The organism is Streptococcus sp. Marseille-Q6488, from assembly GCF_946902925.1.
Taxonomy (GTDB): domain Bacteria; phylum Bacillota; class Bacilli; order Lactobacillales; family Streptococcaceae; genus Streptococcus.
In genome coordinates this window covers 15,058-36,544 of record NZ_CAMPPZ010000002.1, presented here as the reverse complement: position 1 = coordinate 36,544, position 21,487 = coordinate 15,058, and the positions used below count along the sequence as shown (strand labels likewise).

18 protein-coding genes and 1 tRNA gene are annotated in these 21,487 nt (G+C 41.0%); 18 read left to right on the top strand and 1 reads right to left on the bottom strand.

The window, feature by feature from the left end:
* The first annotated feature begins 201 nt into the window (after nucleotides 1-201).
* From OVN23_RS00680 to ftsY, 18 genes are all read left to right on the top strand, one after another.
* A complete protein-coding gene (locus OVN23_RS00680) occupies nucleotides 202-561 on the top strand; it encodes a YbaN family protein (RefSeq protein ID WP_119919762.1) in 360 nt (119 codons plus the stop codon).
* Between the two features lie 92 nt (nucleotides 562-653).
* Nucleotides 654-1,286: a copper homeostasis protein CutC gene (locus OVN23_RS00675; protein WP_267240145.1), complete on the top strand. Its 633-nt coding sequence runs from the start codon at nucleotides 654-656 to the stop codon at nucleotides 1,284-1,286.
* A gap of 43 nt (nucleotides 1,287-1,329) precedes the next feature.
* Nucleotides 1,330-1,986, top strand: coding sequence for an MmcQ/YjbR family DNA-binding protein (locus tag OVN23_RS00670; RefSeq protein WP_164226203.1), 657 nt, complete (start codon nucleotides 1,330-1,332; stop codon nucleotides 1,984-1,986).
* Between the two features lie 313 nt (nucleotides 1,987-2,299).
* Entirely contained in the window at nucleotides 2,300-3,862 is a 1,563-nt protein-coding gene (locus OVN23_RS00665; protein WP_164226204.1) for a 2-isopropylmalate synthase, read from the top strand.
* Nucleotides 3,863-3,873: 11 nt separating this feature from the next.
* Nucleotides 3,874-4,911: a 3-isopropylmalate dehydrogenase gene (gene leuB / locus OVN23_RS00660; protein ID WP_267240144.1), complete on the top strand. Its 1,038-nt coding sequence runs from the start codon at nucleotides 3,874-3,876 to the stop codon at nucleotides 4,909-4,911.
* Nucleotides 4,908-5,177 (top strand): DUF1294 domain-containing protein, encoded by a 270-nt coding sequence (locus OVN23_RS00655; protein ID WP_267240143.1) that lies wholly within the window; start codon nucleotides 4,908-4,910, stop codon nucleotides 5,175-5,177. Before leuB ends, OVN23_RS00655 begins: the two co-directional genes overlap by 4 nt.
* Nucleotides 5,178-5,180: 3 nt before the next feature.
* Nucleotides 5,181-6,563, top strand: a complete 1,383-nt coding sequence (gene leuC / locus OVN23_RS00650; RefSeq protein WP_050208154.1) for a 3-isopropylmalate dehydratase large subunit — start codon at nucleotides 5,181-5,183, stop codon at nucleotides 6,561-6,563.
* A 9-nt stretch (nucleotides 6,564-6,572) separates the two neighbouring features.
* A complete protein-coding gene (gene leuD, locus OVN23_RS00645; RefSeq protein ID WP_023933062.1) occupies nucleotides 6,573-7,166 on the top strand; it encodes a 3-isopropylmalate dehydratase small subunit in 594 nt (197 codons plus the stop codon).
* Between the two features lie 27 nt (nucleotides 7,167-7,193).
* Entirely contained in the window at nucleotides 7,194-7,973 is a 780-nt protein-coding gene (locus OVN23_RS00640) for an L-threonylcarbamoyladenylate synthase (protein ID WP_000160498.1), read from the top strand.
* 156 nt (nucleotides 7,974-8,129) lie between these two features.
* Nucleotides 8,130-9,842, top strand: coding sequence for an McrB family protein (locus OVN23_RS00635; RefSeq protein WP_173261731.1), 1,713 nt, complete (start codon nucleotides 8,130-8,132; stop codon nucleotides 9,840-9,842).
* Nucleotides 9,829-11,145, top strand: coding sequence for an McrC family protein (locus OVN23_RS00630; protein WP_173217808.1), 1,317 nt, complete (start codon nucleotides 9,829-9,831; stop codon nucleotides 11,143-11,145). Before OVN23_RS00635 ends, OVN23_RS00630 begins: the two co-directional genes overlap by 14 nt.
* Nucleotides 11,146-11,319: 174 nt before the next feature.
* A complete protein-coding gene (locus tag OVN23_RS00625) occupies nucleotides 11,320-12,306 on the top strand; it encodes a GMP reductase (RefSeq protein WP_173217810.1) in 987 nt (328 codons plus the stop codon).
* A gap of 66 nt (nucleotides 12,307-12,372) precedes the next feature.
* A tRNA-Arg gene (locus tag OVN23_RS00620) sits at nucleotides 12,373-12,444 on the top strand.
* 287 nt (nucleotides 12,445-12,731) lie between these two features.
* Nucleotides 12,732-13,430 carry a ribonuclease III gene (gene rnc / locus OVN23_RS00615; RefSeq protein WP_143952019.1) on the top strand — a complete coding sequence of 233 codons (699 nt, stop codon included), beginning with the start codon at nucleotides 12,732-12,734 and terminating at the stop codon, nucleotides 13,428-13,430.
* A complete protein-coding gene (gene smc, locus OVN23_RS00610) occupies nucleotides 13,421-16,960 on the top strand; it encodes a chromosome segregation protein SMC (protein ID WP_267240142.1) in 3,540 nt (1,179 codons plus the stop codon). Before rnc ends, smc begins: the two co-directional genes overlap by 10 nt.
* Nucleotides 16,957-17,751, top strand: a complete 795-nt coding sequence (locus OVN23_RS00605; RefSeq protein ID WP_173235090.1) for a Cof-type HAD-IIB family hydrolase — start codon at nucleotides 16,957-16,959, stop codon at nucleotides 17,749-17,751. The genes smc and OVN23_RS00605 overlap by 4 nt, the downstream gene beginning before the upstream one ends.
* Nucleotides 17,751-18,569 (top strand): Cof-type HAD-IIB family hydrolase, encoded by an 819-nt coding sequence (locus OVN23_RS00600; RefSeq protein WP_119946646.1) that lies wholly within the window; start codon nucleotides 17,751-17,753, stop codon nucleotides 18,567-18,569. Before OVN23_RS00605 ends, OVN23_RS00600 begins: the two co-directional genes overlap by 1 nt.
* A 3-nt stretch (nucleotides 18,570-18,572) precedes the next feature.
* On the top strand, nucleotides 18,573-19,850 hold the full coding sequence (ftsY, locus tag OVN23_RS00595; RefSeq protein WP_173235091.1) for a signal recognition particle-docking protein FtsY: 1,278 nt from the start codon (nucleotides 18,573-18,575) through the stop codon (nucleotides 19,848-19,850).
* Nucleotides 19,851-19,895: 45 nt separating this feature from the next.
* On the opposite strand, the gene zwf is transcribed toward ftsY, so the two are convergent.
* The gene (gene zwf / locus OVN23_RS00590) at nucleotides 19,896-21,383 is read right to left on the bottom strand and encodes a glucose-6-phosphate dehydrogenase (protein WP_261012693.1); all 1,488 of its coding nucleotides are present in this window, start codon (nucleotides 21,381-21,383) and stop codon (nucleotides 19,896-19,898) included.
* Nucleotides 21,384-21,487 lie beyond the last annotated feature (104 nt).

Sequence of the window (21,487 nt, the reverse complement as noted above, 5' to 3'; positions counted from 1 at the left end):
CCTGAAAGTGAATTTCAGGCTCTTTTGGTTGGAACTTGACAAAATTCATCATTGTGTGCGAAACTAGAAGAAGATTATTTTATACTCTTCGAAAATCAAATTCAAACCACGTCAGCTTCGCCTTGCCGTACTCCAGTACAACCTGCGGCTAGCTTCCTAATTTGCTCTTCGATTTTCATTGAGTATTAACTAGGAGAAGTTATGCGTCTTATCTATCTAATTATTGGTTTTTTATCACTGGCCTTGGCCATTGTTGGGGTTGTTTTACCCTTGTTGCCGACAACGCCTTTCCTTTTGTTGTCTATTGCTTGTTTCTCCAGAAGTTCCAAGCGCTTCGAAGATTGGCTTTATCATACCAAGCTCTATCAGAGCTATGTAGCTGATTTTCGAGAAACAAAGTCTATTGCGCGTGAACGTAAGAAAAAAATCATCGTATCCATCTACATCTTGATGGGAATTTCCATTTATTTTGCCCCTCTTTTACCGGTCAAAATCGGTCTAGGAGCCTTGACCATCTTTATCACCTATTATCTCTTCAAGGTCATTCCAGACAAAGAATAGTTAAAATAGTAGTTATTTGCCTTGATAAAAATGAAAGCATATTCACAACAATATGATATAATGAATTTAAAGTAATCTTCAAGGAGAATAAAATGATTTACGAATTTTGTGCTGAAAATGTGACCTTGCTTGAAAAAGCGATGCAGGCTGGAGCTCGTCGAATCGAACTCTGTGATAATCTTGCAGTTGGTGGGACAACACCCAGCTATGGAGTGACTAAGGCAGCAGTTGAACTGGCATCTAACTACGATACGACCATCATGACCATGATTCGTCCACGTGGTGGCGACTTTGTTTATAATGATATGGAAATTGCTATTATGCTAGAGGACATTCGGTTAACTGCTCAGGCTGGAAGTCAAGGGGTTGTATTTGGGGCTTTAACTGGTGAGAAGAAGTTGGATAAGCCTAATCTGGAGAAGCTAATTGAGGCTTCAAAAGGAATGGAAATTGTCTTCCACATGGCCTTTGATGAACTAGGTGATGAAGACCAGTTAGAAGCTATTGACTGGCTCAGCCAAGCCGGTGTCACTCGTATCTTAACTCGTGCCGGTGTGTCTGGAGACTCGCTAGAAGAACGTTTTGCTCACTATCACAGAATTTTAGAGCACGCTAAAGGTAAAATTGAAATTCTACCAGGTGGAGGGATTGACCTTGACAACCGTCAAACCTTTATCGATCAGCTAGCTGTGACACAATTGCATGGAACCAAGGTTGTCTTTTAAAAAATAGAAAGGAACTGCTAGCTTTTGATAGCAGTTTTCACTTATGTTTGAAATTTTTAAATCCTATCAATTTAATAAAGAAAAGGCTCATGCTTTTGGTTTTGTAGAAAATAGTGGAGTCTGGACCTATAGTTGCCAGATTTTGCAGGGTGACTTTGTCATGACTGTGTCCATTACTGCTGATAATGTGAACTTTCAGGTCTTTGACCAGGAAACCGGTGACCTCTATCCTCAAGTTCATATGGAAAGTATGAGGGGAAGTTTTGTAGGAAGTGTCCGTGAGGCTTGTCTGGAGATTCTCTACCAGATTCGGAAGGCTTGTTTTGAGGTACAGGATTTTATCTGTCCTCAGACTAAGCGTATCATGGCTCAGATTCAGGAAAAGTATGGTAATCAGTTGGAGTATCTGTGGGAAAAATCACCTGATACGGCAGTGTTAAGACATGAAGGCAATAAAAAATGGTATGCTGTTTTGATGAAAATCTCTTGGGATAGGCTAGATAAGGGGAGAGAAGGTCTAGTCGAAGCAGTCAACCTCAAACATGATCAAGTAGTGGACCTGCTTTTACAAAAGGGCATTTATCCAGCCTTTCATATGAATAAACGCTACTGGATTAGTGTGGCTTTTGATGATACTTTGTCAGATGAAATGGTACTGGAATTGATAGAAAAAAGTTGGAACTTAACTTCTAAAAAATGAAATATTTCAAGGATTTTCAAGAACTTTCAATTAGCTAAATATTCTCTACTGAAGAAATTTTCAGAAAATATTTGATTTTTTCTTGACAAGAGCTTTTGCCTATGCTAAAATACTAAACAAGATATCAAACGAAGGAGAAAGTCAAGCATGAAAACAGCTAAGTTTAATCAATTTGCTTTGTTGTTGAGGTACTCGGGCTAGTGCAAAAAGCATTAGTCCTGTTTGGCTTACCAAGCGGGAGTAAATCAACATCTCGCTTGGGTTTCTGAGCGAGATGTTTTTTTAAAATCACATTTGGAAAAGGGGAAATCTTATGAGAACAGTTGAATTTCTAGATACCAGCCTTCGGGATGGAGAGCAGACACCCGGTGTTAACTTTTCAATCAAAGAAAAAATTGCCATAGCAAGACAGCTGGAGAAATGGGGTATTTCAGCCATTGAAGCTGGTTTTCCGGCGGCGAGTCCTGATTCATTCACAGCAGTGCAGGAGATTGCTAAGGTCTTGAAGAAAACAGCAGTGACTGGTTTGGCTCGCTCTGTCAAGTCTGATATTGATGCTTGTTACGAGGCACTCAAGGACGCCAAGTATCCACAGGTTCACGTCTTTATCGCTACCAGTCCCATTCACCGAAAGTATAAGCTAAATAAGAGCAAGGAAGAGATTTTGGAAGCTATTAAGGAACATGTTTCTTATGCACGTTCTAAGTTTGAAGTGGTCGAATTCTCTCCTGAGGATGCGACTAGAACGGAGTTGGACTTTCTCCTACAAGTCGTTCAAACAGCGGTAGACGCAGGTGCATCTTATATCAATATCCCTGATACGGTTGGATTCACCACTCCAGAAGAGTACGGAGCTATCTTCAAACACTTGATTGAGAATGTCAAGACAGATCGTCAGATTATCTATTCGCCTCACTGCCACGATGACCTCGGAATGGCAGTAGCTAATAGCCTTGCTGCTGTTAAGAATGGTGCAGGACGTGTTGAAGGAACTATCAACGGTATTGGTGAGAGAGCTGGAAATGCTGCTTTGGAAGAAATAGCAGTTGCTCTCAATATTCGCCAAGATTACTACCAAGCAGAAACCAGTATTGTCCTAAATGAGACCATCAATACGTCAGAAATGATTTCTCGCTTCTCAGGTATTCCAGTTCCTAAAAACAAGGCTGTGGTTGGTGGCAATGCCTTCTCTCACGAATCTGGTATTCACCAAGATGGAGTTCTTAAAAATCCTCTTACTTATGAGATTATCACCCCTGAATTGGTTGGTGTTAAGAGTAATAGTCTTCCGCTTGGAAAATTGTCAGGTCGCCATGCCTTTGTCGAGAAACTAAGAGAATTGGCCCTAGACTTTACAGAAGAGGACATCAAACCACTCTTCGCTAAGTTCAAGGCACTGGCCGACAAGAAACAAGAAATCACTGATGCAGATATTCGTGCTCTGGTAGCTGGAACCATGGTTGAAAATCCAGAAGGATTCCACTTTGATGATTTACAACTGCAAACCCATGCGAATAATGACATCGAAGCGCTCGTAAGCCTGGCTAATATGGATGGTGAGAAAGTTGAATTTAATGCAACAGGACAAGGTTCTGTTGAGGCTATTTTCAACGCTATTGACAAGTTCTTCAATCAATCTGTTCGCTTGGTGTCCTATACCATTGATGCGGTGACAGATGGAATTGATGCCCAAGCTAGGGTCTTGGTAACTGTTGAAAACAGAGATACAGAAACTATCTTTAATGCAGCAGGGCTTGATTTCGATGTGTTGAAGGCTTCAGCTATTGCCTATATAAACGCTAATACCTTTGTTCAAAAAGAGAATGCTGGTGAGATGGGACGCAGTGTTTCTTATCGCGACATGCCGAGTGTGTAAAGGAGAATGCTATGACAAAGAAAATAGTAGCTCTAGCAGGGGACGGAATTGGCCCAGAAATCATGGAGGCTGGTTTAGAAGTTCTGGAGGCTCTAGCTGAAAAAACAGATTTTGACTATGAGGTTGACAGACGACCCTTCGGAGGTGCAGGTATTGATGCAGCAGGGCATCCCTTACCTGATGAAACCCTCAAGGCATGTAGAGAAGCAGATGCCATTCTCCTAGCGGCTATCGGTAGTCCTCAGTATGATGGGGCAGCGATTCGGCCTGAACAAGGCTTGCTGGCTCTCCGTAAGAAACTCAATCTCTATGCTAATATTCGCCCTGTAAAAATCTTTGACAGTCTTAAGCATTTGTCACCACTCAAACCGGAACGAATTGCTGGTGTAGACTTTGTCGTGGTACGTGAGTTGACAGGTGGGATTTACTTTGGGAATCATATCCTTGAAGAAAGAAAAGCGCGTGATATCAACGACTATAGTTATGAGGAAGTGGAGCGGATTATTCGTAAGGCCTTTGAAATTGCAAGAAATCGCAGAAAAATCGTTACTAGCATCGATAAGCAAAATGTATTAGCTACATCAAAACTCTGGCGTAGAGTGGCTGAGGAGGTCGCACAGGATTTTCCAGATGTAACATTGGAACACCAATTGGTCGACTCAGCTGCTATGCTTATGATTACCAATCCTGCCAAGTTTGATGTTATCGTGACAGAGAATCTTTTCGGAGATATTCTCTCTGATGAATCAAGCGTTCTATCTGGCACACTTGGGGTTATGCCATCAGCCAGTCATTCTGAAAATGGACCAAGTCTATATGAGCCCATTCACGGTTCAGCTCCTGATATTGCAGGTCAAGGAATTGCTAATCCTATCTCCATGATTTTATCAGTGGCCATGATGTTGAGAGATAGTTTTGGTCGTTATGAGGATGCAGAGCGTATTGAGCGTGCTGTTGAAGCTAGTTTAGCGGCTGGCATTTTAACAAGAGATATAGGTGGACAGGCTTCGACTAAGGAAATGACAGAAGCTATTATTGCAAGGTTATGAAGTTAGACGAAAAAATTACTCTAGTCCTTTTGATTTGGAATGTCATTGTTTTCTTGATTTATGGTATTGACAAATCTAAGGCAAGGAGAAGAGCTTGGCGCATCCCAGAGAAAATCTTACTCATTTTAGCCTTTGCTTGTGGTGGTTTTGGTGCCTGGCTAGCAGGAATCATTTTTCACCACAAGACTCGAAAATGGCACTTTAAAACGGTTTGGTTTCTTGGGATGGTGACTACACTAGTAGCTTTATATGTTATTTGGAGGTAATGGATGGCAGGAAAATCGATTTTTGATAAATTATGGGACCGTCATGTCATCACAGGAGAAGAGGGGCAGCCCCAACTCATGTATGTGGATCAGCACTATATTCATGAAGTGACCAGTCCTCAAGCCTTTCAAGGTTTGCGAGATGCAGGTCGCAGATTGAGACGACCAGACTTGACATTTGGAACTTTTGACCACAATGTCCCGACGGTCAATATCTACGATATTCGAGATGTGATTTCTAAGGCTCAAATTGATAAGCTGGCTGAAAATGTTGAGGAGTTTGGGATTGAACATGCGGCCCACGGTTCCGAAAAGCAAGGAATCGTTCATATGGTTGGTCCAGAGACAGGACGGACCCAACCAGGAAAATTCATCGTCTGTGGAGACAGTCATACGGCAACCCACGGAGCTTTCGGAGCTATCGCCTTTGGGATTGGGACCAGTGAGGTTGAGCATGTCTTCGCTACCCAAACACTCTGGCAGGTTAAACCAAAGAAAATGTTGGTAGAATTCACTGGTGTTCCTCAAAAAGGAGTTTATTCCAAGGATTACATTCTCGCCCTGATTGCCAAGTACGGCGTTGCTTGTGGTGTTGGCTACGTGGTGGAATATCGAGGTCAGGCTATTGATGCACTGAGCATGGAAGAGCGAATGACCATCTGCAATATGTCCATCGAGTTTGGCTCTAAGATGGGAATCATGAATCCGGATCAAACTACCTATGATTATCTCAAGGGACGAGAATGCGTTCCAGAGGACTTTGAAGAGGCTGTGGCGGATTGGAAAACAATTGTCAGTGATGAGGATGCCGTTTATGATAAGGTTATTCAGATGGATGTCTCAGACCTTGCTCCTATGGTGACCTGGGGAACCAATCCTGCTATGGGCGTTGACTTTGACAGTAGTTTCCCAGAAATTAAGGATATGAATGATGAACGAGCCTACAATTATATGGATTTGGAACCAGGTCAAAAGCCAGCGGATATTGAACTAGGTTATATCTTTATAGGTTCATGTACCAATGCTCGTCTCAGCGACTTGCAACTGGCTGCGCGATTTGTTAAAGGGAAGAAAATTGCTCCCAACTTAACGGCTATCGTAGTCCCAGGTTCTCGTCCTGTCAAACGAGCTGCTGAGAAGTTGGGCTTGGACAAGGTATTTCTAGATGCTGGCTTTGAGTGGAGAGACCCTGGTTGCTCCATGTGTCTGGGGATGAATCCTGACAAGGTTCCAGATGGCGTTCACTGTGCCTCAACCAGCAACCGCAACTTTGAAGACAGACAGGGATTTGGTGCTAAGACCCACCTCTGCAGTCCAGCCATGGCAGCTGCAGCAGCTATCGCAGGGCGCTTCGTAGATGTTCGGCAAATGCCAGAAGCCCAGTAAGGAGAGGATATGGAGAAATTTACAGTTTATACGGGAACGACCGTTCCTCTCATGAATGATAATATCGATACCGATCAAATCCTACCTAAGCAGTTTCTCAAGTTAATAGATAAGAAAGGCTTTGGTAAGTACCTCATGTATGCTTGGCGTTATCTGGACGATCTCTATACTGAGGACCCAGACTTTGTCTTTAACCGACCTGAATATCGGAAAGCCAGTATCCTCATCTCAGGTGATAACTTTGGGGCAGGTTCTTCGAGGGAACACGCGGCTTGGGCTCTAGCAGACTATGGTTTTAAAGTCGTGATTGCAGGATCTTTCGGTGATATTCATTACAATAATGAACTCAATAATGGCATGTTGCCCATTGTCCAGCCTAGAGAGGTTAGAGAGAAACTAGCTCAGCTACAACCAAGTGACCAGGTAACTGTGGACTTGGAACAACAGAAAATCATCTCACCAGTTGGAGAATTCACTTTCGAAATCGATAGCGAGTGGAAACACAAGCTCTTAAATGGTTTGGATGATATCGGAATTACCTTGCAGTACGAAGATTTGATTGCTGCTTATGAAAAACAACGACCAGCCTACTGGCAGGATTAGAAGAAAAATAGAAAAGGAAATAGAACTATGACAAAACACATTCAATGGAACGGAACACTTTCACAAGAAGGCTATGACATTTTAAAAGGTGAGGGCGGATGTATCGTTTGCCCTACAAAAGTTGGTTACATTATTATGACTAGTGACAAGGCAGGTCTTGAACGCAAGTTCGCAGCCAAAGAGCGTAATCGTAACAAACCAGGTGTTGTTCTCTGCGGTAGCATGGATGAGCTTCGTGCTTTAGCACAACTCAATCCAGAAATTGAAGCCTTCTACCAAAAACATTGGGATGAAGATATTCTTCTTGGTTGTATCCTTCCTTGGAAACCAGAAGCCTTTGAGAAATTGAAAGCTTATGGGGATGGCCGTGAAGAACTGATGACTGACGTTCGTGGTACTAGCTGTTTCGTTATCAAGTTTGGGAAAGCTGGTGAACAATTGGCTGCCAAACTTTGGGAAGAAGGCAAGATGGTCTATGCCTCATCTGCAAACCCATCTGGAAAAGGAAACCGTGGTAAGGTAGAAGGTATCGGAGAACGCATCGAAGGAGCAGTGGACCTTGTCATTGAAGCAGATGACTATGTGGCATCTATCCAACCTGACAAAACGATTGAAACACGCTACGAGCAAGGTGTGATGGTCTCTATGGTCGATAAAGACGGCAAACTCATTCCAGAACAAGGAGGAGCTCGCTCAACTTCACCAGCTCCAGTTGTAATCCGCAAAGGGCTTGACATTGATAAAATCATGATGCACCTGTCAGATACCTTTAACTCATGGGACTACCGCCAGGGAGAGTATTATTAGGATAGAGAAGAAGTCTAGCGTTAAGAGACATTAAAGCTCCTAACACTGGGCTTTTTGTTTAGAAATTCTTTTCATTTTTTGATAGATATGATATGCTAGAGGTGAACTATATATTAATAGAACTTACTTGTAAAAGTTAATTAAAGGAGTATTCAAATGAACAGTAAACAAAATAATTACTTTTTTGTTGGTACAAGATTTGGTGATGATGATTATCTTGAATATTTCAGGAAAGAAGGAAAGTGGGAATTAGGATGGCATAACAACGAGGAAAATAAACAGTATCAAAAAATGTTAAAGTTGTTTAATAAAATTAAACCAGGTGACATTTTATTTGCTAAATCCACATATGTCAAAAAGAAGAATTTACCTTGTGTAAAGAAAGATGATTTAAAGGTTTCTGTGATGAAAATTCGTGGAATGGCGACTGTTAAAGAGATTTTAGATGATGGGCATACCATTATTGTTGATTGGAATAAAGAGTATATAGAGAGGGAGTGGTTTTTCTTTACGGGGCAAGAAACAATATGGTTTCCATCAGATATTAAGTATCGAACTAAAGAGACTAACCAGTTAATAAAATTTGCTGCAAGTGATGAAATTATAATTCAAGACTATGACTATTTTTTGAATCATCCTAATTGGAAAAAGTATAAAAAATTAGAAAGCGAAACTATGTTAAGGAATGATTTTTTATTTGATTATAGTGGTATATTAAAAAAATCCAAAAACCTCATCCTTCGAGGTGCACCAGGTACGGGAAAAACTTATCTTGCTAAAGAAATTGCTAAAGAGTTAACGGAAGGCAACGAAGATCAAATCGGCTTTGTACAGTTTCATCCATCTTATGATTATACGGATTTTGTTGAGGGTTTAAGACCGGATTCAAATGAGGATGGCAGTATATTTTTTAAATTAAAAGAAGGTATTTTTAAGAAGTTTTGTCAGAATGCTATAGATTCTAAGAAGATTGGAGGTCAAGATAATTTTGAAGAAACGTGGGCTAAGCTAACGGATGCTATCAATGAAAAGCAAGGACAATACTTCTTCCCTCGTAGTTCGGTTCCAGCCAGTTTAAATAGTCAAGGGAATGTGAAGTTTGATTCTCCTGTTGCTACCAAAGAAAAAGTGTATCTTTTGTACAAGGGTGAGGAGACTAAGTTAAAGTACGAAACTTATCAAAAAATCGTTTTAGATCACATGAAAGAAAGTTATGGCTTATGTGATTATGTTTCTCCAACAGAGGTTGACACTGACAAAAAATTCGTCTTCATCATCGATGAAATTAACCGTGGGGAGATTTCTAAGATTTTTGGGGAACTCTTTTTCTCTATCGACCCTGGTTATCGTGGTGAAAAGGGGAGTGTTTCTACTCAGTATGCTAATTTACATGAGACTGATGAGAAATTTTATATCCCTGAGAATGTCTACATCATCGGAACCATGAATGATATTGACCGTTCAGTGGACACCTTTGATTTTGCTATGCGTCGTCGTTTCCGTTTTATTGAAGTTACTGCTGAAAGCCAATTAGGTATGCTCGATACTGCTCTTGGTGATAAAGCTGAAGAAGCGAAAAAACGTTTAAGAAACTTGAATGTTGCTATCGAAAACGTTCAGGAATTAAATAGTCATTATCATATCGGACCAAGTTATTTCCTTAAGTTGCAGGATGTAGACTTTGACTATGAATTACTCTGGTCTGATTATCTCAAACCACTTTTGGAAGATTATCTACGTGGTTCCTATGAGGAAGTTGAAAAACTAAAAATATTGAAAAAAGCGTTTGATTTAAAAGAAAATGAGCAAACTATTCAGAAACATACAGGTGACGAAGAAAACGATGAAAATAAAGATGAGGATAACTGATAATCATCATGAAATTGCTAAAGAAGACTTTGTCGCAGAATATCCCAAACTAAGTCAAGCACTTCTTGATAGAACACTGGATAACCTTTCTAAAGAGGACAATATCTTTATTTTTCCAAATGACCTACAATATTCTCCAGATTTGGATAAGAAACAAAAGATTTTGGAAACGGTCAATCAGGAAATCAAGACAGGAAATGTGATTGGTTTTCTGGGCTATGGTCAGGAGAGATTAACAATCTCCTCTCGTTTTTCGATTAAAGGTAATGACCATTTTTTGCATTATCTTTTACAAAAGGTTCTTCATATCAATCTCACTAGTTTAGATGTAGCTTTGTCACGTGAAGATAAGCTCTATCAACTTTTGATGTATCTCTTCCCCAAGTATCTACAAGCTGCTATTCGAAAAGGTCTTTATAAGGAATACCATCGATTTTCTCATAACGACAGTAATGTTAAGGGAGTGATTGATGTAAGAAAGCATCTCAAGAAAAACCTTCCTTTCACGGGAAATATTGCCTACACAACGAGAGAGTTCACCTATGATAATCCCCTCATGCAGTTGGTCCGTCACACTATTGAATACATTAAGAACCAGAAAAGCATTGGTCAAGGGGTACTAGATAATCTCTCAACTAGTCGTGAAAACGTAGCTGAAATCGTGCGTGTAACGCCTTCTTATAAACTAGCTGATCGTGCTAAGATTATTCGGGTAAATCAATCTAAACCTATACGTCATGCATACTTTCACGAGTACAGAAAGTTACAAGAACTTTGTCTGATGATCCTAAACCAAGAAAAGCACGGTTTGGGGTATCAAGATCAAAAAATTCATGGTATTCTTTTTGATGTTGCCTGGCTTTGGGAAGAGTATGTTCATACTTTGTTGCCAAAAGATTTCATCCATCCACGAAATAAAGATAAGACGGACGGAATTTCAGTATTTTCTAGTCGAGAACGAAAAGTTTATCCAGATTTTTATCATCAAGAGTTAAAAATCGTTTTAGATGCTAAGTATAAAAAACTGGAATTGACTGAAAAAGGAATAAACCGTGAGGACTTGTTCCAACTGATTTCCTATTCTTATATTTTAAAAGCTGAGAAGGCTGGTCTTGTTTTTCCGAGCGAGGACAAGGTTGTTGATAATGAGATAGGAAAGCTAGCAGGTTATGGAGCTTTGTTGAAGAAATGGTCTATCCAAATTCCTCAGAAGTCTTCATCCTATAGTGAATTTTGTGAAATGATGGAAAACTCCGAAGAAACTTTTAAAAGTAATATTACTAAAAAAGTGGGGAGAAAATAATTTCCCCTCTTTCTTTTATTTTTAACATAACTAAAACCCGAACGATATGTTTTTATTTATAAAAATATTTGACAAAAACTGTACTTTGGTTTATAATTAATTAAGGAAACGTCGGAAAAGGCGTAGTGATGCGAGAGCATAGGTAGGTCATTACAAAAGAAACGAGACATCGATATGTTAAATGAATTTCCAATTTTTGATTACGAAGATATTCAATTGATTCCAAATAAATGTGTGATTAAAAGCCGAGCAGAAGCGGATACAAGTGTCACTTTAGGAAATCACACCTTTAAACTACCTGTTGTGCCAGCTAATATGCAGACGATTTTGGATGAAAGTGTAGCAGAGCAATTGGCTAAAGGTGGGTACTTCTACATTATGCACCGTTTTGATGAGGCAGGACGTATTCCTTTTATTAAGCGCATGCATGAGCAAGGGCTCATTGCTTCTATCTCTGTCGGTGTTAAGGATTATGAGTATGATTTTGTCAGACAGCTCAAGGCTGATGCTCCTGAGTACATCACGATTGATATTGCCCATGGTCATGCGGATAGCGTGATTTCTATGATTCAACACATCAAGAAAGAATTGCCAGATACTTTTGTTATTGCTGGGAATGTGGGAACACCAGAAGCTGTGCGTGAATTGGAAAATGCTGGTGCGGATGCTACTAAGGTCGGAATTGGTCCTGGTAAGGTTTGTATCACCAAGGTTAAGACTGGTTTTGGTACAGGTGGTTGGCAGTTGGCTGCTCTACGCTGGTGTGCTAAGGCTGCACGTAAACCGATTATTGCTGATGGCGGAATTCGTACTCACGGCGATATTGCCAAGTCTATCCGATTCGGTGCCAGCATGGTTATGATTGGTTCCCTCTTTGCAGGACATATTGAAAGTCCAGGGAAAACGATTGAAGTCGATGGTGAACAGTTCAAAGAATATTATGGTTCAGCCTCACAATATCAAAAAGGTGCTTACAAAAATGTGGAAGGCAAACGCATCTTGCTTCCTGCCAAAGGTCATCTGCAAGACACTTTAACTGAGATGGAACAAGACCTTCAAAGTGCTATTTCATATGCAGGTGGACGTCAGGTTGCTGACCTTAAACACGTTGATTATGTTATCGTGAAAAACTCCATCTGGAATGGGGATGCTTCCCACTAAGACGGGCTATCCGGCTAGAAAAAAACTTGTTATTAGAGCAAATTTCTGTTATAATAAAACAAGTTTCCACCCTTAGTGTAATGGATATCACGTAAGATTCCGGTTCTTGAGATGGGGGTTCGATTCCCTCAGGGTGGATGTAAACATCCTAAGAAAGCCTTTAGTAGGGCTTTTTGTTTATCCTGCCTCAAATTTGCCCCTAATACTCTTCGAAAATCTCTTCAAACCACGTCAACGTCGCCTTGTCGTACTCAAGTACAGCCTGCGGCTAGTTTCCTAGTTTGCTCTTTGATTTTCATTGAGTATAAAACTGAAAATCTTATTTTAAAGAATGCCCAAATGCTTTCCAGTCCCGTTTTAGAGTGACTCAGGGGGCTTTTTTTGATATAATAAAAAGGACTGTTATCAGTTAGAAAGAGGTTGGTATGAAAGAATTACAAACTGTACTAAAGAACTATTTTGCAATCGAATTTGCAGACAGAAATTTATTGGAAACTGCCTTTACTCATACAAGTTATGCCAATGAGCACCGCCTCTTAAAAATTTCACACAATGAACGCTTGGAATTTTTAGGAGACGCTGTTCTACAGTTATTGATTTCAGAATATCTGTATAAAAAATATCCTAAAAAGCCTGAGGGTGACTTGTCTAAACTCCGTGCCATGATTGTCCGTGAGGAGAGTTTGGCTGGTTTTGCGCGTGATTGCCAGTTTGATCAATTTATCAAGTTGGGTAAAGGGGAAGAAAAATCTGGTGGTCGCAATCGTGATACCATTCTTGGTGATGCCTTTGAAGCCTTTCTTGGTGCCCTTCTTTTGGACAAGGATGTGGCCAAGGTTAAGGAATTCATCTATCAAGTCATGATTCCTAAGGTCGAAGCAGGCGAGTTTGAGATGATTACAGACTACAAAACCCATCTCCAAGAGTTACTTCAGGTCAATGGCGATGTGGCTATTCGTTATCAGGTGATTTCTGAAACGGGACCTGCCCATGATAAGGTCTTTGATGTAGAAGTTCTTGTTGAAGGCAAGAGCATTGGTCAAGGTCAAGGTCGTTCGAAAAAATTAGCAGAGCAGGAAGCTGCCAAAAATGCCGTTGAGAAAGGGCTGGATTCATGTATTTAAAGGAAATCGAAATTCAGGGATTCAAGTCTTTTGCTGATAAGACCAAGGTTGTCTTTGACCAAGGTGTGACGGCAGTTGTTGGACCCAATGGATCTGGAAAGTCCAATATTACAGAAAGTCTGCGTTGGGCCTTGGGGGAGTCAAGTGTTAAGAGTCTCCGTGGCGGCAAGATGCCGGATGTCATCTTTGCTGGAACTGAAAGTCGGAAACCGCTCAATTATGCTTCTGTAGTTGTGACTCTGGATAATCATGACGGATTTATCAAGGATGCAGGACAAGAAATCAGGGTAGAACGCCATATCTATCGTAGTGGAGATAGCGAATACAAGATTGACGGCAAGAAAGTTCGTCTGCGTGATATTCATGATCTTTTCTTGGATACAGGTTTGGGACGAGATTCCTTCTCTATCATTTCCCAAGGGAAGGTTGAGGAGATTTTCAACTCCAAGCCTGAAGAACGCAGAGCTATTTTTGAAGAAGCTGCTGGAGTTTTGAAATACAAGACTCGTAGAAAAGAGACTGAGAGCAAATTGCAACAAACTCAGGATAATCTGGATCGTCTTGAAGACATTATCTACGAGTTGGATAATCAAATCAAGCCTCTTGAGAAGCAAGCTGAAAATGCTCGTAAGTTTTTAGATTTGGAAGGTCAACGCAAGGCCATTTATTTAGACGTGCTGGTTGCTCAAATCAAGGAAAATAAGGCTGAACTAGAGTCGACAGAAGAAGAGTTAGCACAGGTTCAGGAACTCTTGACGAGCTACTACCAAAAGCGTGAAAAATTAGAAGAAGAAAATCAAACTCTTAAAAAGCAACGCCAAGATTTACAGGCTGAAATGGCCAAAGATCAAGGCAGTTTGATGGATTTGACCAGTCTGATTAGTGATTTAGAGAGAAAATTAGCCCTATCGAAATTAGAATCTGAGCAAGTAGCCCTGAATCAACAGGAAGCACAAGCTCGTTTGGCTACTTTGGAGGATAAGAAAAATTCACTCAGCCAAGAAAAATCTGATAAAGAAAGATCTTTAGCTCTCTTAGAAGAAAATCTAGTCCAAAATAATCAAAAACTCAATCGTTTAGAAGCTGAATTGCTAGCTTTTTCAGATGATCCTGATCAGATGATTGAGCTTCTACGTGAACGATTTGTGGCGCTTTTACAGGAAGAAGCCGATGTCTCAAACCAACTGACCCGCATCGAAAACGAGTTGGAAAATAGTCGTCAGCTTTCTCAAAAACAAGCAGATCAACTAGAAAAGCTGAAAGAACAGCTGGCTACAGCTAAAGAGAAGGCTAGTCAGCAAAAAGAAGAGCTTGAAACTGCCAAGGATCAGGTTCAGAGATTATTAGCTGACTATCAAGCTATTGCCAAGAAGCAAGAGGAACAGAAAACTTCCTATCAAGCTCAACAAAGTCAACTCTTTGACCGTCTGGACAGTCTTAAAAACAAGCAGGCCAGAGCTCAAAGTTTGGAAAATATCCTGAGAAATCATAGCAACTTTTATGCAGGTGTTAAGAGTGTTCTCCAAGAAAAAGATCGTCTTGGTGGAATTATTGGTGCAGTCAGTGAGCATCTGATCTTTGATGTGCATTATCAAACTGCCCTAGAGATTGCGCTTGGAGCCAGCAGTCAGCATATCATCGTAGAAGATGAAAACGCGGCAACCAAAGCTATTGATTTTCTCAAACGAAACAGAGCTGGTCGTGCTACCTTTCTTCCTTTGACGACTATCAAGGCTCGTACGATTTCTAGTCAGAATCAAGATGCTATCGCAGCAAGTCCAGGCTTCCTTGGCATGGCAGATGAGTTGGTGTCATTTGATAAGAGACTAGAAGCCATTTTCAAGAACTTGCTAGCCACGACAGCGATTTTTGATACCGTGGAACACGCGCGTGTAGCAGCTCGCCAGGTTCGTTATCAGGTTCGTATGGTGACTGTGGACGGCACAGAGTTGCGCACAGGTGGTTCCTATGCAGGTGGAGCTAATCGCCAGAACAACAGTATTTTTATCAAGCCAGAACTGGAGCAATTACAAAAAGAAATTGCTGAAGAAGAAGCAAGCTTGCGTTCAGAAGAGGCGACTTTGAAGACCTTGCAAGATGAGATGACTAGATTGACAGAAAGATTAGAAGCAATCAAATCTCTAGGAGAGCAGGCTCGTATTCAGGAGCAGGGCTTATCCCTCTCTTATCAGCAAACCAGTCAGCAAGTTGAAGAGTTAGAAACTCTTTGGAAACTTCAAGAAGAGGAATTAGATCGTCTTTCTGACGGAGATTGGCAAGCGGATAAGGAAAAATGTCAAGAGCGCCTTGCTACAATCGCAAGTGACAAGCAAAATATGGAAGCTGAGATTGAAGAGATTAAGTCTAACAAAAATGCCATTCAAGAACGCTATCAAAACTTGCAGGAAGAGCTAGCGCAAGCTCGCCTGCTTAAGACAGAACTGCAAGGACAAAAACGTTACGAAGTTGCAGATATTGAACGTTTAGGCAAGGAATTGGACAATTTAGATATCGAGCAAGAGGAAATCCAGCGCCTTCTTCAAGAAAAGGTTGACAATCTTGAGAAGGTTGATACAGAATTGCTCAGTCAGCAGGCCGAAGAAGCTAAAATTCAGAAAACAAATCTCCAACAAGGTTTGATTCGCAAGCAGTTTGAGTTGGATAATATTGAAGGGCAACTGGATGATATTGCTAGTCATTTGGACCAGGCTCGCCAACAGAATGAAGAGTGGATTCGCAAGCAAACACGTGCTGAAGCTAAGAAAGAAAAGGTCAGCGAGCGCTTACGCCATTTACAAAGCCAATTAACAGACCAGTATCAGATTAGCTATACTGAAGCACTAGAAAAGGCACATGAATTGGAAAATCTCAATCTGGCAGAGCAAGAGGTGCAGGATTTAGAGAAGGCTATTCGCTCACTGGGTCCTGTCAATATAGAAGCTATTGACCAGTACGAAGAAGTTCACAACCGTCTTGATTTCCTAAATAGCCAGCGTGATGACATTTTGTCGGCGAAAAACCTGCTTCTTGAGACTATTACTGTGATGAATGATGAGGTCAAGGAACGCTTTAAATCAACCTTTGAAGCTATTCGTGAGTCCTTTAAAGTGACCTTCAAACAGATGTTTGGCGGAGGTCAGGCAGACTTGATATTGACTGAGGGCGACCTTTTAACATCTGGAGTTGAGATTTCTGTTCAACCTCCAGGTAAGAAAATCCAGTCTCTTAACCTCATGAGTGGTGGTGAAAAAGCCTTATCGGCTCTAGCTTTGCTTTTCTCTATCATTCGAGTTAAGACTATCCCATTTGTCATCTTGGATGAGGTGGAAGCTGCGCTGGATGAAGCCAATGTAAAACGTTTTGGGGATTACCTCAATCGATTTGACAAGGACAGCCAGTTTATCGTCGTAACCCACCGTAAGGGAACCATGGCAGCGGCTGATTCTATCTATGGAGTGACCATGCAAGAATCAGGTGTTTCAAAAATTGTTTCAGTTAAGTTAAAAGATTTAGAAAGTATTGAAGGATGACAATTAAACTAGTAGCAACGGATATGGACGGAACCTTCCTAGATGGGAATGGACGCTTTGATATGGACCGCCTCAAGTCTCTCTTGGTTTCCTACAAGGAAAAAGGGATCTACTTTGCGGTGGCTTCAGGGCGCGGATTTCTATCTCTGGAAAAATTATTTGCTGATGTTCGTGATGATATTATTTTTATCGCGGAAAATGGTAGTTTGGTAGAGTATCAAGGTCAGGACTTGTATGAAGCGACTATGTCTCGTGACTTTTATCTGGCAACTTTTGAAAAGCTGAAAACGTCACCTTATGTAGATATCAATAAACTGCTCTTGACGGGCAAGAAGGGTTCTTATGTGCTAGATACGGTTGATGAGACCTATTTGAAAGTGAGTCAGCACTATAATGAAAATATCCAAAAAGTAGCGAGTTTGGAAGATATCACAGATGACATTTTCAAATTTACAACCAACTTCACAGAAGAAACTCTTGAAGCTGGGGAAGCTTGGGTAAACGAACATGTTCCTGGTGTTAAGGCCATGACAACTGGCTTTGAATCCATTGATATTGTTCTGGACTATGTTGATAAGGGTGTGGCTATTGTTGAATTAGCTAAAAAACTTGGTATCACAATGGATCAGGTTATGGCTTTTGGAGACAATCTAAATGACTTGCATATGTTGCAGGTTGTGGGACATCCTGTTGCTCCTGAAAATGCACGACCAGAGATTTTAGAATTAGCAGAGACTGTGATTGGTCACCATAAGGACCAGTCGGTTATAGCTTATATGGAGGGCTTATAATGGCAGATATAAAATTGATTGCATTGGACTTGGATGGGACCTTGCTGACTACTGATAAAAGGTTGACGGATCGCACCAAGGCAACCTTAAAAGCTGCGCGTGATCGTGGTATCAAGGTCGTATTAACAACTGGTCGTCCCTTAAAAGCTATGGATTTCTTTCTCCATGAGCTAGGGACTGACGGTCAGGAAGATGAGTATACGATTACTTTTAATGGTGGTTTGGTTCAGAAGAATACAGGTGAAATCCTTGATAAAACAGTCTTTTCATATGATGATGTGGCACGCTTGTATGAGGAGACAGAGAAATTATCACTGCCTCTTGATGCTATCTCAGAAGGAACTGTTTATCAAATCCAATCGGACCAAGAAAGTCTTTATGCCAAATTCAATCCAGCATTGACCTTTATTCCAGTGGACTTTGAAGACTTGTCTAGTCAGATGACTTACAATAAGTGTGTGACTGCCTTTGCTCAAGAACCCTTGGATGCAGCTATTCAGAAGATTTCTCCAGAATTGTTTGACCAATATGAAATCTTTAAATCACGTGAAATGTTGCTAGAGTGGTCACCAAAGAATGTTCATAAAGCAACAGGTTTGGCAAAACTAATCAGCCATCTTGGAATTGACCAAAGCCAAGTCATGGCCTGTGGTGACGAGGCCAATGACCTCTCTATGATTGAGTGGGCGGGACTCGGTGTTGCCATGCAAAACGCTGTTCCTGAAGTAAAGGCAGCCGCAAATGTAGTAACGCCGATGACCAACGATGAGGAAGCTGTCGCCTGGGCTATCGAAGAATATGTGCTAAAGGAGAACTAAGATATGGGATTATTTGACCGTCTATTCGGAAAAAAAGAAGAACCTAAAATCGAAGAAGTTGTAAAAGAAGCTCTGGAAAATCTTGATTTGTCTGAAGATGTTGAGCCTGTCTTAACAGAAGCTGAGGAAGTTTCTCAGGAAGAAGCAGAGGTGGAAATTGTTGAACAAGCTGTGTTCCAAGAAGAGGAAATCCAAGACACAGTTGAAGAAAGTCTGGATTTAGAGCCAGTTGTAGAAGTTTCTCAAAAAGAAGTCGCAGAATTTCCACACTCAGAAGAAGGGAATACTGAGTTTCTAGAGACTGTAGAAGAAAATAATTCTGAAGTGCTTGAAGCACAAACGCCTCAAGCAGAAGAAACTGTTCAGGAAAAATATGACCGCAGTCTCAAGAAGACTCGTACAGGCTTCGGTGCTCGTTTGAATGCCTTCCTTGCCAACTTCCGCTCTGTTGACGAAGAATTTTTCGAGGAACTGGAAGAACTGCTCATCATGAGTGACGTTGGTGTCCAGGTTGCTTCTAACTTAACAGAGGAGTTACGCTACGAAGCCAAGCTTGAAAACGCCAAGAAACCTGATGCACTGCGCCGTGTCATCATTGAAAAATTGGTTGAGCTTTATGAAAAGGATGGCAACTACGATGAAAGAATCTACTTCCAAGATGGATTGACAGTCATGCTCTTCGTCGGTGTGAATGGTGTTGGGAAAACAACTTCTATCGGGAAACTAGCCCACCGCTACAAACAAGCTGGTAAGAAGGTCATGTTGGTTGCAGCAGATACCTTCCGTGCAGGGGCAGTAGCCCAGCTTGCCGAATGGGGCCGTCGTGTGGACGTTCCTGTTGTGACTGGACCTGAAAAAGCTGATCCAGCCAGTGTAGTCTTTGATGGCATGGAACGTGCCGTGGCTGAAGGTATTGATATTCTCATGATTGATACCGCTGGTCGTCTGCAAAACAAGGACAACCTCATGGCTGAGCTAGAAAAGATTGGTCGTATTATCAAACGTGTTGTGCCCGAAGCTCCGCATGAAACCTTCTTGGCACTTGATGCATCAACAGGTCAAAATGCCTTGGTACAGGCCAAAGAATTTTCAAAAATTACCCCTTTGACAGGAATTGTCTTGACTAAGATTGATGGAACTGCTCGAGGTGGTGTTGTTCTAGCCATCCGTGAAGAACTCAATATTCCTGTAAAATTGATTGGTTTTGGTGAAAAAATCGATGATATTGGAGAGTTTAACTCAGAAAACTTTATGAAGGGTCTCTTGGAAGGTTTAATCTAATCAGAAGCAAAAATCCTGCAAGGTACAAACTTGCAGGAAATTTTTTTATTCTAAACGACCATCTTGACGATAGGCGATATCTGGCTGCCAAGTCCATTTGGCACCGAATTTTTCAAGTAAGTCAAAGCTAGCTTGAGGTCCCATGCTTCCAGCTTTATAGTCATGAAGTGGGGCACCATTTTCAGCCCAGAGCTCTTCGATACGATCAATCAATTTCCATGACGCACCAACTTCATCCCAGTGGCTAAAGTTAGTTGAGTTATTATTTAGGACATCATAAATCAATTTCTCGTATGGTTCTGGAGAGGCACCAGTTGCGGTCGCATCTGTACGGTAATCAAGTGAGTTAGGAGCCAAGTTGAATTCTTCTCCTACCTGCTTACCATTTAGACTAAGAGAGAAGCCTTCTGTTGGTTGGATATAGATGGTCAAAATGTTTGGAGCAAGAGGTTCTCCAAAGATAGAATCCATTTGTTTAAAGACGATGTTGACATGAGTTCCTTTTTCAGTCAGACGTTTACCAGTACGGAAGAAGAAAGGAACACCACGGAAGCGATCGCTATTTACAAAGAAGGCACCAGATGCAAAGGTTTCAGTTGTTGATTCTGGATTTACATTTGGCTCGCTACGGTAAGAGATGTATTTCATGCCATCAATCTTACCAGAACGGTATTGACCACGGATAAAGTGTTCTTTAAGTTCTTCATCTGTTGGATGATAGAGGTTTTTAAAGACCTTAATCTTTTCAGCACGGATCTCATCTTTTGTGAAGCTGGCTGGTTTGTCCATAGCAAGGAGAGAAAGAAGTTGCAAAGTATGGTTCTGTACCATGTCGCGGAGGGCACCAGATTGGTCATAATAGCCACCACGTTCTTCCACACCTAAGCGCTCAGCAAAGGTAATTTGAACATTGTCGATAAAGTCCTTGTTCCAAACGTTTTCAAAAATCAGGTTGGCAAAGCGAACTGCAAAGATACTTTGGATCATTTCCTTACCAAGATAATGGTCGATACGGAAAATTTGTTCTTCGTCAAATGTTGCTAGGAGCTCGTCATTTAACTTGCTTGCAGTTGCGTAATCTGTACCAAATGGTTTTTCAACGATTAAACGTTCAAAACCTTTTCCATCTACGATATTTTCAGACTTAAGGTGTTTGGCAATGGTTCCAAAGAATTGAGGCGCCATAGATAAGAAGAAGAGCTTGTTGTGTTCAGCTTGGTACTTGTCATTTAGTTCAGCCTGCAATTGACGTAGAGCAATATAGTGTTCTGTATCATTGACATCATGACTTTGATAGTAGAAGTGGCTAGCGAACTCTTGAGCCTGTTCGGTACTATCTGCCAAATCAAGGATCGATTCGACGACAACAGATTCAAAATATTCCTTGCTCCAAGGACGACGGGCAGTTCCAATAACGGCAAAATGTTTGGAAAGATTGCCGGATTTATATAGTCTAAATAGGGAAGGGTAGAGCTTGCGTTTAGCCAGGTCTCCACTCGCACCGAAAATTGTAACAATAACCTTAGATGACATCTAGCTACCTAATTTCTATTTTTATTCCTAGTCTTGCTAGGTATGAGGAAACCTCATTTCATAAACTTAATTCTAACATAATTTTCCGAAAAATCAAAAATTCC